Here is a 13,537-nt window from a genome sequence, read left to right as displayed (position 1 = left end):
GGGACTATGCCTCTGTGTAAAAATGTGACCTAATCCACATATTTGCATTTCAGGATTAAGTGGATTTCACTAAGCCCATTTCTTCAATGAGAAGTAGGAGTGGGCTTTTTTTATTCTTTGAATGTCTCATCTAAAGCTTGTTGAACGGCTTCAATTCGTGATTTACACGCTTTATAAGCCGTAATAGATTCTTCAACAATCTTCATTAAATTATCGATATCCGGGCTTTCTTGAGATTCTAATAATTCGGCATTTTTCTTCAAAATGTCATGACCATCTTTAAACGTTAACTCTTCATTCTTCATTTGGAATTACCTGTGTAATGTTGGCTTCAACAACACCATCTTGCATCTCAATAGCAATGGCGGGGCTTGAAATTTGATGTATAGAGCGAATCGCTTTTCCTTCTGATCTAACAATTGCATAGCCCTTGGCCTGAACCTGTTTCGGGTTTTGCAAAAGAATTTCTTTCATCAAAGATTCGATTTGGGCTAATGAAAATTTAACTTGTTGCTGTGAGCTAAACTCAATACGTTCTTTCATCTGGTCAAGCAAACGATGTGCCGAGCTAAGTTGACTCTGTGCCGAAGATTTAATCTGATGAAGCAGTTGATCATTTTTGCTTTGATAGGTTGTGATTTGATGCTGAGAAAGTAGCTTAATCGTTTGCAGACTATCTACAGCTTCTTGGACGCGTTCAACAATGTGGTTTCGGATGCCAGCAATCACTTTACTTGGTGTATCAAATGAGCGATGAGCAATTTCATCAAGAATTGTACGGTCTTTTTCATGCCCAATACCTACCCAAATGGGTACACTCCGTTTGCAAAGTAGAGCGGCAAGTTCATAATCATTTAAATAAGCTAAATCATTCACCGATCCACCACCGCGAATAATCACAATTAAGTCAGGTGGAAAGTTAAACGTACTGGCCCATTGTCTTAAACCTGAACCTAAGGATTCAATCAAGCTGGTTGCAGCCGTGTTTCCTTGAAAAGTAGCGGTGTGATACACAAAATGGCAAACCCCATTTCGCTCAAGTGCATCTGCATCTTTTTTAAAGTCACCAAGGCCCGCAGCATTTTGAGGAGCAATGACTAAAACATTTTGAATATCAAAAGGAGTGGGAAGAAGTTTATTTTTATGGATTAAACCTTCTTGAGTAAGTCGTTCAACAATTTGCTGATAACGTTTAGCAATTTCACCCAACGTAAAGCTTGAGTCAATCTCTTCAATGTTGACCGAAAATCCATATTGAGGATCAAAACGTGCTCTAATTTTGATGAGTACATTTAAATCACTTGAAATCTCAATCCCAGTTTCACGTTCGAATTTTAAAACAATTTTACTCGCTGAAAATTTCCAGATCGTGGCTTTACAGCTGGCAATGACTTTATCAGTCTCTGCATCTTTTTCTGCGAGTTCTAAATAGTAATGACCGCCCTTAATATTTAAATTTCGAATTTCTGCTTTTACCCAAACTGGCTCATCAAAAGCCACACGTATGACTTCCTGAACTGTGCCGAGATATTCACTAAGGGAAAACTGAGGTTCAGACATACGAACTAAAAATTAAAGGACCAATCTAGATAGTATAAAAGCCATCCAACCAAGGCAATTGTTGTCTATGAATATCGGGTTCTATTTAAAATAAATACAACAATTTAAAGAATTAAAAATTGAAATTGATAGGTGAATTTAGACTGAATGGTTAAAATGAAAAAAATAATAAAAAGAGAATTGTTAATAATTACAACCGATTAAAAAATAAAGTTTGCTTTCTAAAATATATGAGCGTATAAAGCTTACTTCCAATTGCGGGGTGGAGCAGTCTGGTAGCTCGTCGGGCTCATAACCCGAAGGTCGTTGGTTCAAATCCGACTCCCGCATCCAAAAATATTATGCTCTGTGATGTACCACTTTTCATAATACGAAAATTATGAAAAGCAATTAGCTTATAAATAACCCTATATAAAGCTAAATATTAAATTCTAGACGAACTGTCCATACCCTAAATCTAGCGTTCTAATTACATACCGTAAAATCACATGAGCTCAGTGATGAGTGAATGATTGTGAATATAGTAAATGAGTGGCACATTGCCACAGCCGTAAATGGCAACGAAATTAATGTGAGGATTGTTCCTCATGTGCGTAAACAAAACTCTCTCGATGGATATCGTTGGGTCGAAGTTGGTAAAAAAATTCAACTTCAATCTGGTGAAGAAATTGAGTTAAACCAAGATGGTAAAAGCTTCTATGCCGGGTTTAATCAACTTTATCGTTTAAATACATATTGTTGATAAAACCATGGTAATAAAGCGAGAAAACCTATCTCTTTTAAAGGAGATAGGTTTTTTTATGTCTACAAGTTATATAAATAATTAAAGTTATAAAAAGGCTGAAGTGATTAAAAATAAGTGCATTATTATTTTAATTATATTTAATAACTAAATTAGCCTGCCCGCCAAAACTGGCGACCCATAACCTTAAAGTTTTTACCGTTCTCTTCTGTTACACGTCGGTCTCTAAATTTTTCATTTAAGCTATGCAAAATTAAAGAGCCATCTGCCTCTTTAAAAATCTGTTTAATCATTCCTTCGCCAGCAAAGTAAACCGCATAAATCTCGCCATCAATGACTTCTGTTTGAGAGATATCAATACCCACCAAATCTCCGTCTTTAATGTAGTCGGTCATGCTATCGCCTTTAGCTTTAATAATACGCATGCATTCTTGAGCAACACGTTTTTCTTTAAAGAATGAAGCAGGGAATGGAATTTTTCCATTAATAGCATCAAAGTGAAATTCAATAGATTCACCTGTCCCGCAAGAAAAGTTAGCTTCTACAACTTCAATCCAGACATATTGATCGGTAGATTCTGCACTTACTACAGTCGGGCTAAATACATCACTTTCTCTAAAAGAATCTTCAGTATTGCCAGTCGTTAACCAATAACCATCCACTCCTAAAAATTGAGCAATTAAAGGAAGAAATGCAGATTTTAAATTTTTCCCTGACTCTAAAGCCTGGTAGGCAGGTTGCGACATCTTTACAGCTTCTGCCACTTCAGCCTGAGTTTTTTTGGCTTTAATTCTAGAGTCTTTTAAACGGTCTTTAAGAGCCATAATGGTTACACCAGTAAACTTATAACAAATATATAACTTAAGTTATATAGAGTAAAACAACTATAGTTATTGACTAATAATAACTATAGTTATAATATCAGTTATATCTCAAGATGAATAGAGAAAATTTAAGTGGTGCCTAAGTCACTATTTATCGCTTTATCAAAGCTTTGAGATGGAAGCTAAATTTATTTTGTTTCTACAGGTAGCAGAATAAAAGGGAGATAGCTCAATTATTATTTGCAAACAGGCTATCAAAACAAAAATTGGAATAAAAAAAAGCCCGATTCCGTGGATCAGGCTTAATGTTCGTCGATAAAGGGTATCAAGAACATGAAGAATTTAACAAAGATTGTGAGACCTAACAAAAGTTTCCGATATACGGCAAAGCCTTATATGAACTTTTTGGTCAAAAAATTAAGGCGTGTAAAAATCTTAAATCCACAAAATTTAATACTTTTTTACATTTTTAGAAAAGGAAATATTTGTTTATAAATTAGTGGCTTAATTGCATATAGTTTGGTTCTTTATGATTGTTGTACCAGATGAAACGTTTTGAACACACATTTGTGGTCATAGCTTAGCTATATTGCTCAAAGAATGTATCAAAACCTCAAGAATAACAAACGATAAAGACGCCTTACTAACGAGTACATTGAGTTGGAGATAGTGAATGACTACAGCAATGCAGAACAGAGCTAAACAACTTAAAAATGCAAAACGTGGAGGGTATATCCCGACAATTGCCAAAGACGTAAACAAATATAAGGTACAAAAAATAAAAAGGGCACTTGAGGAGGCCAAGCAGATTGTAAATGAGCTTGAAGATGACGCATTCGAATTCGATGATCAAGTCTCTATGCAAAAAGCGATTGGTGCAATCACAGTGATTGAGTTGATTGAACAAGCCTTAAACGGTGCACACTAACAGGCTTTAGCATACAAACATTCTTTCTCGGACCCCTGAAATAAATGGGGTCAAGGATAAGTTCGTCTTGCAATTTAGCGCTGCTTTAAAGCGTTAGTGTTTTTTATTGACTGTAATAAAGAAAACGAAGGGATTAATAAACATTGAAAACCACTAGCTGGTCAACGTGGTGAGTTTTCAGGTTTTACCCTTTAGCGCAGGACAAAGTCATGGAAACAGTTTCTAGCAGTGGGTTAGCCACATTTTTAAATTTTTATAGTATTGCAATTATGGTGGCTCTAGCAGTCAGCTTAGTTGTCGCAGTTGTATTAATGATGCGTTTTCCTCGTTCTCCACAAGAATGGATTGTTGCTCTCATCTGTACAGTAGTTTCAAGCCTGACAGGCGGCTCATTCATTATTATGAAATGGAACCTGCATGAATGGGTATCCGATATTTGGGGAATGATCACCCTATCTGGATTCTTCTTCATTTGTGGTTTACCAGGCTGGGCTATTGTGAGATGGATATTTAACTTCATCAATAAACAAGAAGGTAAAACAATTGTAGAGGTCATCAAAGACCTAAAAAAAGCAAAAGATGATCTTCAAAATAGCTAAAGACAGCTTTAAATATAAAGGTAGAATAAAATGAATATTGATCAATACTTAGAAACAATTATCAGCCGTGAAGGCGGGTATGTTAACCATCCATCAGATCATGGCCATGCGACTAAATTTGGCATTACAGAAGCAGTCGCTCGATCGAACGGATATAAAGGCAACATGCAAGACTTGCCCTTAAGCGTCGCTAAATCTATTTATAAGCAAAAATACTGGCTTGAACCCCAGTTTGACCAGATTAATGCGATTAGCCCAGCTATTGCAGAAGAGTTACTGGATACGGCTATAAATTGTGGCGTCAATTTTACAAAGCCGTTATTACAACGTGCTTTAAATCTGCTGAATAAGCAGGGGAAGGAAGGTTGGTCAAATCTTGTGGTAGATGGTCAGTACGGACTTCTTACTTTGCAAGCACTAGCTACGTACTTAAATAGACGTAATAAAGAGGGTGAAAAAGTATTTGTGCGCATTTTAAATATTATGCAAGGGCAGCATTATATTGAAATTACCGAGAACAACCCTAACTACGAAGATTTCTTTTATGGTTGGATATTAAACAGAGTAACACTCTAAAAATGTATTAGAAGAGAACATGTTTAAAGATCTAATGAGTTAAAAAGCCTAACCACGAGTTAAGGCTTTTTAACAAATAATAGATCGAGCAATGCTTTATTGTGCGATAAGTAAAATGGCAAGTAGAAAGAAAATAGCACCACTAATTTTATTGAGCATCGAGAAATTATTTCCAGCTAACATCTTCTCTTTAAAAAATGAAGAGAAATTTGCATAAACTAAATGAATTAAAAAACCAATAAAACAAAAGGTTAAAGAAAGAATTAAAAATTGATTTAAAATCTCTTTCTTGATATCAATAAATTGAGGGAAGAGTGCGATAAAAAATACGATTGTTTTAGGATTAAGCAAAGATGCAAATAGGCCCTGATAAAACAATTTAGATTTACTTACAGCTTTATCTTTTTGTTGATCGGTCATTAACTCTTGGGTTGCAAGTTTTTTAGTGAAGTTTTTATATCCGAGATACATTAAATAAAATGCACCAATAAATTTTAAAACCGTAAAAATAGTAGGGTTACTAGTAATAATAAGTCCTACACCGCTGGCAGAAATTACAGCGATCACAAACATACCAATAATTAACCCACTTATTCCAAACAAAGCAGTTTTTACACCATAGTTAATTGAATTTGTGACAGTAAATAAAACTCCCGGTCCTGGGCTTAATAGGGTAAGAAATGCTATTGTTATAAATACTAAAAGACCGCTCACGCTGATATATCCTATTTATCAATTGAGGCAAGATTGTGCGGTTACTTTAAATGAGAAAATAATCGTTGTATACAGAAGGTTATGTATATTTAAGTCTTACATAGATTAAATATTTAAAATATAGATTTGTATAAATAAATAGGGCATATAAAACCATAAAAGTGAAAGCAACATAAACACACAACCTTAAAAATTGAGCATGTTAGTATGCTAAGTCTATACCTCAAGAAATCTATAGTATGACGAAAAATGAACGGCAGTTTAAATCTGGCGAGTTTCAATTTTCCTTTTTAGCGTTTAAATATTGGGGTATATGGTTTTTAGCTTTTATTCTAATGTTATTTGCGATGTTACCTTGGGCTATTCAATGGCGCCTTGCTGATTTTCTATCAAAAATAGCGTGGAAATCTTTAAGTTCTCGAAGAAAAACCACACTACGTAATTTACAAGCATGTTTTCCAGAAAAAACACCTTTGCAAATTGAGGCAAAAGCTAAACAGGTTTTTGTTGATACTTTAACGGGTGTATTTGAAGCTCTAAATGCTTGGTATTGTCCAAATTGGTTTAAAAGCCGTGTTCATATAGATGGTTTAGAAAATTTAACCAATAATCAGGAAAATGGCGTACTTTTATTAGGTACCCACAGTACGCTTTTAGATGCAGGTGGAGCGGCGTGTACTTTATTCTTTAATATGGACGTGGTTTACCGACCTCAAAACAATCCGTTTTTAGATTTTCTGATTCATCGTAGTCGTGCGCGAGTGTATAAAAACCAAATTGCTCGAGACAACATGCGTGGACTCATACAAAACCTTAAACATGGTCATGCGATATGGTATAGCCCAGATCAGGACTTTGGCCTAAAACAAGGGGTCATGGCATCATTTTTCGGTATTCAAGCCGCTACAGTTACAGCTCATCGCAGACTGATGGATATCTCAAAAGCAGCTGCAGTGCCTTTATATTTTTACCGTAGTGGTGATATTCGTAACCCTCAATACCATGTGTTGGTAGAGCCAAAATTAGAAAACTTCCCGAGTGGCTGTGAAGTCAGTGACGCTGAAAGGGTAAACAAGATTATTGAGAATCAAATTCGCATTGCCCCTACACAATACATGTGGTTTCACCGACGCTTTAAAACACGTCCTGCTGGTGAACAGAAGTTTTATTAGGGATAAAGAGGCATAGAATTTTTCTTGCTTTAATTATTTAGAATATCGATTGCAAATGATTTTGAAGCGTGTATAGTCGAGCATAACTAACAAAATATTCTTGTCATCATAAATTTCTATTTCGCAGTTTTATTTATAAGTCTTCGGTTCATTCAGATATTTAAGTTTTCACGTCTATTTTTTAGTTAAATTGGTTTCCCCAATAATAAGTTATAATATTTTAAAATTTAGGATAAATATATGTCTACTTCTACTGGTACAGTAAAATGGTTCAATGAAACTAAAGGTTTTGGTTTTATTGCGGCTGATGAAGGTAAGGATATTTTCGCTCATTTTACCGATATTCAAACACAAGGTTTTAAAGTTCTCTTAGAAGGCCAACGTGTTGAGTTTACTGTAGTACAGGGTAAAAAAGGCCCACAAGCTTCAAATATTGTGATTCTTCAGAATTCATAACTTCATAGAGCGACTAGAGTTGTTTTAAATATATTATTTAAATAGAATATGTTTAAAGCTAAAGCGCTTTAGAAGAGTTTAAAAACCCACTCTATCTTGTGGGTTTTTTATAAGTTTTAATTAAACTTATCTTTAAAAATAAAAAGCAGAATAAAAATATGCTCTTAAAAGTGTTTCTAAATTTTTTTAAAATATAAGTAATTAGGTGTATGGTACTAAAATGGATATTTGTATTGGCGGTATTTTAGACGGTCAAAAGATAGAAAATCATAATGATGTTCTTAAGATTGAAGAGCACTATTCAGATAATAGCTCTCAGTATGTTAAACAGCATTTCCACCTATTTGGAAAAATTTTTACCTTTTGGGTGTGCGAAGATATTGATTTACAACAGGCCATCAGAAAAGCCGAGAGAATTTTAGCGAACAAGAAAGAAACTCTTTAGTTGTTTGAACTAGAACGCTTCTGTGTCTTGTTTTAGTTTAAAGATTTTCTTATTAAGTAATAGGTATTTTTTATATTAGCTTAATAGAATTCGTTACAGAATTTTTTACAATACTCTTGTATATGTTACACAGCTTAACATTTTTTTAGTGGTATTTAATAACAATAGTAATACATTAGGCTTAATCTAAAGTTGTTTTATTTATTGCGCGAATAAAACAAAACCCACTTTAATAATATATTTTATTAAAGTGGGTTCTTTATTCAGACGGTCATCATTAATTCAATATACATAATTAAATTATAGATAATATTTGTTGTTATAAACCTCTCTTAAGAAAGGAAAACATTTTAAATGTTAAATGCAGTACAACCTAATATTTGTTTTATTGGCAGTAGTAATTTAGCTTTAGCGTTAATAGGAGGGTTGGTTTTAAAAGGATTTCAAAAAGAAAAAATACACCTCATTGAAGAGAAAAAGATTAATGATACAAATGCTTTGAAGCAAAAAGAAAATGGACTAAAAAAAGCTGAAATTGTTGTTTTGCTACTAGAGCCTAAACAGTTAAAAGAGACACTTATACCGCTAAAAAAATGGTTAGCTAGTAAAATTATAGTTTCTATGATGGCGGGAGTAGATATTGCAAACTTGACTCGTTTTACGGGTTCGAAAAAAATTGTTCGTGTAATTTCAAATCCACCTGTGCTGACGCATACGGGGACGCATGTGCTTATTGCTTCAGAGCAAATGGACCAGCTTGATAAAGACCTAATCGAAATGCTGTACTCTGCAACAGGTCAGACTTTTTGGGCGCCGTCTGAAACGCAGACAGATGCAATTATCGCTTTGTCTGGTTCGGGACCTGCTTACTTTTTCTATATTTTAGACAGCATGATAAAGACAGGGGTTTCTTTAGGACTTGATAAACAATTTGCTCTAGATTTAGCACTCCAAGCTGCTAGTGGTGCAGTTGAAATGGTCCGTAAAAGTAATGTCCCGCCAGCAGATCTATGTGGCAAGGTGACCTTGGCTAACGGGATTACCGAATCAGCACTCAGAATGTTTGAGCTAGGAAATGTATCTGATGATATACGTTTAGCTATGAAGGCCGCATATCATCGTAGTAAAGAAATCACTTCAGAAATTATTACTGAGGTAAGTTAGCGCTTCTTTAGCAAACTAGGCCTTTAAAAAGTATTCCCAAATAACGAAGCCTAAGCCAAACCCAATAAAAGAGTAGAGGGTAATAATAAAGAATACAAAACTGGCCTTATTTTTTTTCTTCAAAATGTTCATGGCGATGCCTCCAATTCAGATTAATTACATTTTGAAGAATTGAAGGCTGTAATCATAGATACAGAATTTTTTAAAAAAAATATAACAGAGCTATGATCTGTTATATTTTCTAGGTTCTATCTTAATAAAGATTTTTAAATCAATAAATTAAGGAATTATCTCTAAGTGTTTAACTCTTCTATTCGATTAACATTAAATCGGCTGTATTAGCAGATTTGAGAGGGCGTAGGGCAAAGGTCGAACGGGTGTGGCGTATTCCTTTAATTGAATAAAGTTTTTTTCTTAAAAATCTTTCGTAATGGTCAGCATCTTTGACTGCTACTTTAACCAGATAATCATAGTCACCTGTGACGAGATGAGCTTCCACTACTTCAGGTATATCTGCTAATGCTTCACTGAAATTTTCTAGCATTTCGTCATCGTGGCGCTCTAAAGTAATTTCAATAAAAAAAACTTCATGAATGCCAATCGCTTTTTGGTTTACGTTTACCGTATATCCTTCAATAATTTTTAAAGTTTCCAGACGTTTCAGTCGAGTCCAACACGGAGAAGATGAAAGCCCTACTTCTTCGGCCAGTTGAGCAACGGTTAAACGGCCATTTCCACGTAATGCAGATAAAATTTTCCGATCTATACGATCTAGTGTGTATTCTGTTCTGTTCAAAATATAAACCAAAGAAGAATCTTCTGATAAAAATTAATATACTTCATTTTTATGCTGTGAATGTTTAAAAATTTTAAAAAATACAGGAAACATTTTGAGTCAAAGGTACATACACTATTTCTATGCATCGAACCTTTCTGGATAGAGGTTGGGATGGAGCAAAGAGCACTGTTTCAGTAAGGGTGACTAAACAGTGCTCTTTGCGGATTTAATAAAAGAACAAATATCCTTTTCTAAAGAATGAAATTTTCTAATGTATTAATTGCTGTTTCTAGTTGGTCGTAATGGTGAATTCTTTTATCCGCTACAGTCGAGCAGATAGAAGGATCTGGGTGAAAAAAGATAGTTTTCATTCCTGTGTTATTAGCACCCTCAATATCGGCTTTATGATTATCTCCTACAAAAATACATTCATTAGGAGTACAGCCAAGTTCTTTACATGCATACTCAAATATCTGTCTATCTGGTTTTCGCATCCCTACGGCTTCTGAAACGATAATTGTAGAAAAAAACTCTTTGAGACCGAGTGCATAAAAATTATTTTCTTGGAAAGGGGATTTACCATTAGAAACTAAGCCTAATTTATATCCTTTGTTATAAAGAGTTTGAATTGTTTCTGGAACTTTCTCAAAAGGGCGGCAAAACTTATTAAAGTCGTTAATGTACGATTCAAGTAGGCTCTCAACACTAAAGTTTTTTATATTAAAATCTTCTAATAATTGAGAATAAACTAAATCTTTCCACACACTTCCATTGTTATCTAATTCGATAAATCTAGTTATAAAAGCCTGTTTATTTTCTTGTGATACTAATTGAAAAAAGTTTACTTGCCACTCAACAAATTTTATAAGTGATGTATTTCTGTCCAGCAAAGTCTGATCTAAATCAAATAAAATAATATTTAGCATTTTGGGTGTTATAAAATTTTTAGATAAAGACAGTATAGCCATCTATTTGATTTAAGAATTTTCAAATTTTGTGCTTACTATGTATTCAATTAAATAATAACTTTTATTTATCAATTTAAGAAAAACTAATCATTATTTTTTATCTAAATTTTCCTTTAATGTAATTCCATTACAAAGGAGGAGCAAGGTTATGATCACCCAGCATGATATAAATCAAAAACAATATCAAAATAAATCTCTCGACTATTTAAATAGCCAAGCTCATTCTGAAGGGGTTGAATTTAATAAATTTATTAATGAAATTCAGAAAATTGAAAAAGCTGTAGTCCTTGATTTAGGCTGTGGTGGGGGGCATGTTTCCTACAATGTTGCTCCGCATGCGGACCTTGTTTTTGCCTACGATTTATCTCATGAAATGTTAGACACGGTGTCTAAGGCTGCCAGTCAGCGCAAATTAAAAAATATCTTTGTGCAGCAGGGCATTGCTGAGGACATGCCTTTTAGTGATCAGCAGTTTGATGTGGTCATTAGCCGCTATTCTGCGCATCACTGGCAACATGTTCCGACGGCCATGAAAGAAGTAAACCGCGTGCTTAAGCCAGATGGTATTGTTATTTTTGTAGACATTATTAGCTCTAGCTCGCCCATATTAGATACTTTTTTACAGACCATCGAAACGATTCGAGACCCAAGTCATGTACGAAACTATAGTGTGAAAGAGTGGGTCTATTTTATTGAAGATGCAGGCTTTGATTTGGTTGGGTTAGATAAACAAACGCTTTCGTTAGACTTTGATAGTTGGGTAAAGCGAATGAAAACGCCTGAAGATCAAATCAAAACTTTACGTTATTTGCAGGAAGGTTCATCTGACCTTGTGAAGAAATATTTTAAAATTCAAAATGACGGTAGCTTTGAAAGCCATGTGGGTTATTTTGTCTTTAAGAAATTAGGGTTTTAACGTAGTGTTATGAATAAGGGTTTTAGTAGATTATAAACGAATTAAATATCACTAGCACTCTTTTTTCGAATAACTCGAATGATATTAAAGATGATTATAAAACAAATTTAATATCATTTATTTGATAAAAATTAATCACCCAATTTTATTAAGGTGATTAAGTATTCAAAAGAGATGAGGGTTATCCCATTTTCTTTATTATTAATAGACACTTATAAATAATTATTATTTAATACGCCCGCAATATTATCACTAATACTTTTAATAACTTTGTCGGGGAAATAATGCGTAATATTTTAGTAACGATTTTCACTTTATTCTTAGCAACATCAATTTATGCTGCTCAAGAGTCTAGAAATCTTCTAGAGCAAACTCAGTGTGAGAAAGCAGTAGAACTACATGGTTTTTTAAGCCGTGCTCAACTTGATTGTAATTATCACTATTACTCAGAAGAGTTAAAGGATGCTGCCGCAAAATGTACTAAACATGACCTTGGTGAAAAATACGGTAGAGAGGTTATGAAATTTGGTATGAAGGAATTTGAAGAGCGCAAGAAAGAGGATACACAGGGCCACTTTTGCCATAAGGTTTTAAAAGAGTTTCCAAAATATATAAAAAAAAAAAAAAATAAGTTTTAAAACCCGATTCTAGAAAGCCGATAAAATGGACTTAATTGTTCATTTTATCGGTATATCACTAAATATAATCTGCCAACAAACTAGAAAATAAATTTTAAGAAGCTCTGTAATATAAAAAATATCTAATTTTGGCTCTATTAGTGATCCTATTTTAGTTATGAAAATTATTAGCAGATGAAAAATATCTCTTTAACTCCATTTTAAAATTTTCCCATAGTTCCTCAGTCTCTAATTCTGAATAGTCTTCTAATGCCATCTCTAGTTGACCCTCGTATGAGTAAATTAAGAAACGCAATTCTTCTTTTTCTAAGTAAAGATTTATGGAAAAAATATTTTGAAAAAAGGAATATATCTGGTCTTTATGATTCACGGTATTTATATGCTTAAAAATATAATTTTCCAAAACTTTTGTTGTTACTTTATCTATCAAAGTTTCACTAAATTCACTTCTTTCAGTTAGTCTGAAGTATTGTAAAACTTGCTCAGTATTTGATAAAAAACAGATGTCTAAAGCTAGCTCATTTGTTGGATCATCTTCTAGAGCATGCATGGCCCAGTCCTGAATTTCTTCAGGTGTGATTAATTTTAGATCTAGCTCCAATTTTAATTGAAATTTATAACTATTAGACATTTATATAACCTAAATTTATTACATGATATTTAGAGGAACTAAGAGCAGCATCTTTCAATATACTTTCATATTTAAGAAAACTATATAAAATTTTCACTCCATTTTTTGTCTAATTCTTTTAAATCATTATATGCTTTTTCAAATTCGCTCAACGGAAAACTTAGGTGAGGAGTAGAAGGCGAGGTTTCCCAGACTACGGATGTCACAACATCGTGAATATGGTTAAATGCGTAACCAAAACGAGTCCATACGACTTGATCTGCTGAAACAACTTGTTCCACCATAACCACATTGCACACTAGATCTAAATCATCAGGGCAAATTAAAATTGGAACTACAGTTGAAATTGCTACATTTTCATAAGCTTCTGGTTTAAGAAGTTTCCAAGCATTACTTAATGCTAGCTCACTATCATAATCATATAAC

General features: G+C 33.7%; 19 protein-coding genes and 1 tRNA gene. 11 read left to right on the top strand and 9 right to left on the bottom strand.

The annotated features are described in order from the left end of the window. Nucleotides 1-110 precede the first annotated feature (110 nt). Both xseB and xseA read right to left on the bottom strand, forming a co-directional pair. Nucleotides 111-305 (bottom strand): exodeoxyribonuclease VII small subunit, encoded by a 195-nt coding sequence (xseB, locus tag J655_RS16830; protein WP_002119890.1) that lies wholly within the window; start codon nt 303-305, stop codon nt 111-113. Continuing rightward, nucleotides 295-1,560: an exodeoxyribonuclease VII large subunit gene (gene xseA, locus J655_RS16825; protein ID WP_032052678.1), complete on the bottom strand. Its 1,266-nt coding sequence runs from the start codon at nt 1,558-1,560 to the stop codon at nt 295-297. Before xseA ends, xseB begins: the two co-directional genes overlap by 11 nt. 256 nt (nt 1,561-1,816) lie before the next feature. On the opposite strand from xseA, the gene J655_RS16820 reads away from it, so the two are divergent. Both J655_RS16820 and J655_RS0104595 read left to right on the top strand, forming a co-directional pair. Continuing rightward, a tRNA-Met gene (locus tag J655_RS16820) sits at nt 1,817-1,893 on the top strand. 175 nt (nt 1,894-2,068) lie between these two features. After that, entirely contained in the window at nt 2,069-2,302 is a 234-nt protein-coding gene (locus J655_RS0104595) for a hypothetical protein (RefSeq protein ID WP_002119938.1), read from the top strand. A 152-nt stretch (nt 2,303-2,454) separates the two neighbouring features. Here the strand turns inward: J655_RS0104595 and J655_RS16815 are convergent, their stop codons facing one another. Continuing rightward, nucleotides 2,455-3,126, bottom strand: coding sequence for an XRE family transcriptional regulator (locus J655_RS16815; RefSeq protein ID WP_002119885.1), 672 nt, complete (start codon nt 3,124-3,126; stop codon nt 2,455-2,457). Between the two features lie 673 nt (nt 3,127-3,799). Between J655_RS16815 and J655_RS16810 the strand changes: the two genes are divergently transcribed. The 3 genes from J655_RS16810 (at nt 3,800) to J655_RS16800 (ending at nt 5,229) form a co-directional block, all read left to right on the top strand. Then, a complete protein-coding gene (locus J655_RS16810) occupies nt 3,800-4,054 on the top strand; it encodes a hypothetical protein (protein WP_002119927.1) in 255 nt (84 codons plus the stop codon). Between the two features lie 209 nt (nt 4,055-4,263). After that, entirely contained in the window at nt 4,264-4,653 is a 390-nt protein-coding gene (locus J655_RS16805; RefSeq protein ID WP_002119864.1) for a hypothetical protein, read from the top strand. Nucleotides 4,654-4,683: 30 nt separating this feature from the next. Then, the gene (locus tag J655_RS16800; protein ID WP_032052677.1) at nt 4,684-5,229 is read left to right on the top strand and encodes a glycoside hydrolase family 108 protein; all 546 of its coding nucleotides are present in this window, start codon (nt 4,684-4,686) and stop codon (nt 5,227-5,229) included. Between the two features lie 96 nt (nt 5,230-5,325). Here J655_RS16800 and J655_RS16795 read toward each other — a convergent pair whose 3' ends face one another. Continuing rightward, nucleotides 5,326-5,943: a LysE family translocator gene (locus tag J655_RS16795; RefSeq protein WP_032006557.1), complete on the bottom strand. Its 618-nt coding sequence runs from the start codon at nt 5,941-5,943 to the stop codon at nt 5,326-5,328. Nucleotides 5,944-6,182: 239 nt separating this feature from the next. Between J655_RS16795 and J655_RS16790 the strand changes: the two genes are divergently transcribed. From J655_RS16790 to J655_RS16775, 4 genes are all read left to right on the top strand, one after another. Further along, nucleotides 6,183-7,115 (top strand): lauroyl acyltransferase, encoded by a 933-nt coding sequence (locus J655_RS16790; protein WP_032006555.1) that lies wholly within the window; start codon nt 6,183-6,185, stop codon nt 7,113-7,115. A 240-nt stretch (nt 7,116-7,355) separates the two neighbouring features. Further along, the gene (locus tag J655_RS16785) at nt 7,356-7,571 is read left to right on the top strand and encodes a cold-shock protein (RefSeq protein WP_005070223.1); all 216 of its coding nucleotides are present in this window, start codon (nt 7,356-7,358) and stop codon (nt 7,569-7,571) included. A 220-nt stretch (nt 7,572-7,791) separates the two neighbouring features. Then, entirely contained in the window at nt 7,792-8,016 is a 225-nt protein-coding gene (locus tag J655_RS16780; protein WP_017386331.1) for a hypothetical protein, read from the top strand. Nucleotides 8,017-8,370: 354 nt separating this feature from the next. Beyond that, nucleotides 8,371-9,180, top strand: coding sequence for a pyrroline-5-carboxylate reductase family protein (locus J655_RS16775; RefSeq protein ID WP_005076881.1), 810 nt, complete (start codon nt 8,371-8,373; stop codon nt 9,178-9,180). A 15-nt stretch (nt 9,181-9,195) separates the two neighbouring features. Here the strand turns inward: J655_RS16775 and J655_RS24655 are convergent, their stop codons facing one another. From J655_RS24655 to J655_RS16765, 3 genes are all read right to left on the bottom strand, one after another. Further along, nucleotides 9,196-9,312 carry a hypothetical protein gene (locus J655_RS24655; protein WP_002117441.1) on the bottom strand — a complete coding sequence of 39 codons (117 nt, stop codon included), beginning with the start codon at nt 9,310-9,312 and terminating at the stop codon, nt 9,196-9,198. A gap of 178 nt (nt 9,313-9,490) precedes the next feature. Continuing rightward, nucleotides 9,491-9,976, bottom strand: a complete 486-nt coding sequence (locus J655_RS16770; protein WP_031944142.1) for an Lrp/AsnC family transcriptional regulator — start codon at nt 9,974-9,976, stop codon at nt 9,491-9,493. Nucleotides 9,977-10,209: 233 nt separating this feature from the next. Next, the gene (locus J655_RS16765) at nt 10,210-10,884 is read right to left on the bottom strand and encodes an HAD family hydrolase (RefSeq protein ID WP_032052676.1); all 675 of its coding nucleotides are present in this window, start codon (nt 10,882-10,884) and stop codon (nt 10,210-10,212) included. Nucleotides 10,885-11,074: 190 nt separating this feature from the next. Between J655_RS16765 and J655_RS16760 the strand changes: the two genes are divergently transcribed. Both J655_RS16760 and J655_RS16755 read left to right on the top strand, forming a co-directional pair. Beyond that, a complete protein-coding gene (locus J655_RS16760; RefSeq protein ID WP_032052675.1) occupies nt 11,075-11,842 on the top strand; it encodes a class I SAM-dependent methyltransferase in 768 nt (255 codons plus the stop codon). A gap of 284 nt (nt 11,843-12,126) precedes the next feature. Further along, complete coding sequence (locus J655_RS16755) at nt 12,127-12,480, top strand: hypothetical protein (RefSeq protein ID WP_032052674.1); 354 nt, start codon at nt 12,127-12,129, stop codon at nt 12,478-12,480. A 151-nt stretch (nt 12,481-12,631) separates the two neighbouring features. On the opposite strand, the gene J655_RS16750 is transcribed toward J655_RS16755, so the two are convergent. Together J655_RS16750 and J655_RS16745 are read right to left on the bottom strand one after the other, a co-directional pair. Continuing rightward, nucleotides 12,632-13,111, bottom strand: coding sequence for a hypothetical protein (locus J655_RS16750; RefSeq protein WP_032052673.1), 480 nt, complete (start codon nt 13,109-13,111; stop codon nt 12,632-12,634). 80 nt (nt 13,112-13,191) lie between these two features. Next, nucleotides 13,192-13,537, bottom strand: a 346-nt coding sequence (locus J655_RS16745) for a hypothetical protein (RefSeq protein ID WP_032052672.1), incomplete at its 5' end; no start/stop codon positions are given.

Origin of the sequence: Acinetobacter sp. 1294243 (assembly GCF_000588015.1) — a bacterium.
Taxonomy (GTDB): domain Bacteria; phylum Pseudomonadota; class Gammaproteobacteria; order Pseudomonadales; family Moraxellaceae; genus Acinetobacter; species Acinetobacter pittii.
Note: the sequence above shows the minus strand (reverse complement) of the source record. Positions and strands in the feature narration are given on the sequence as shown.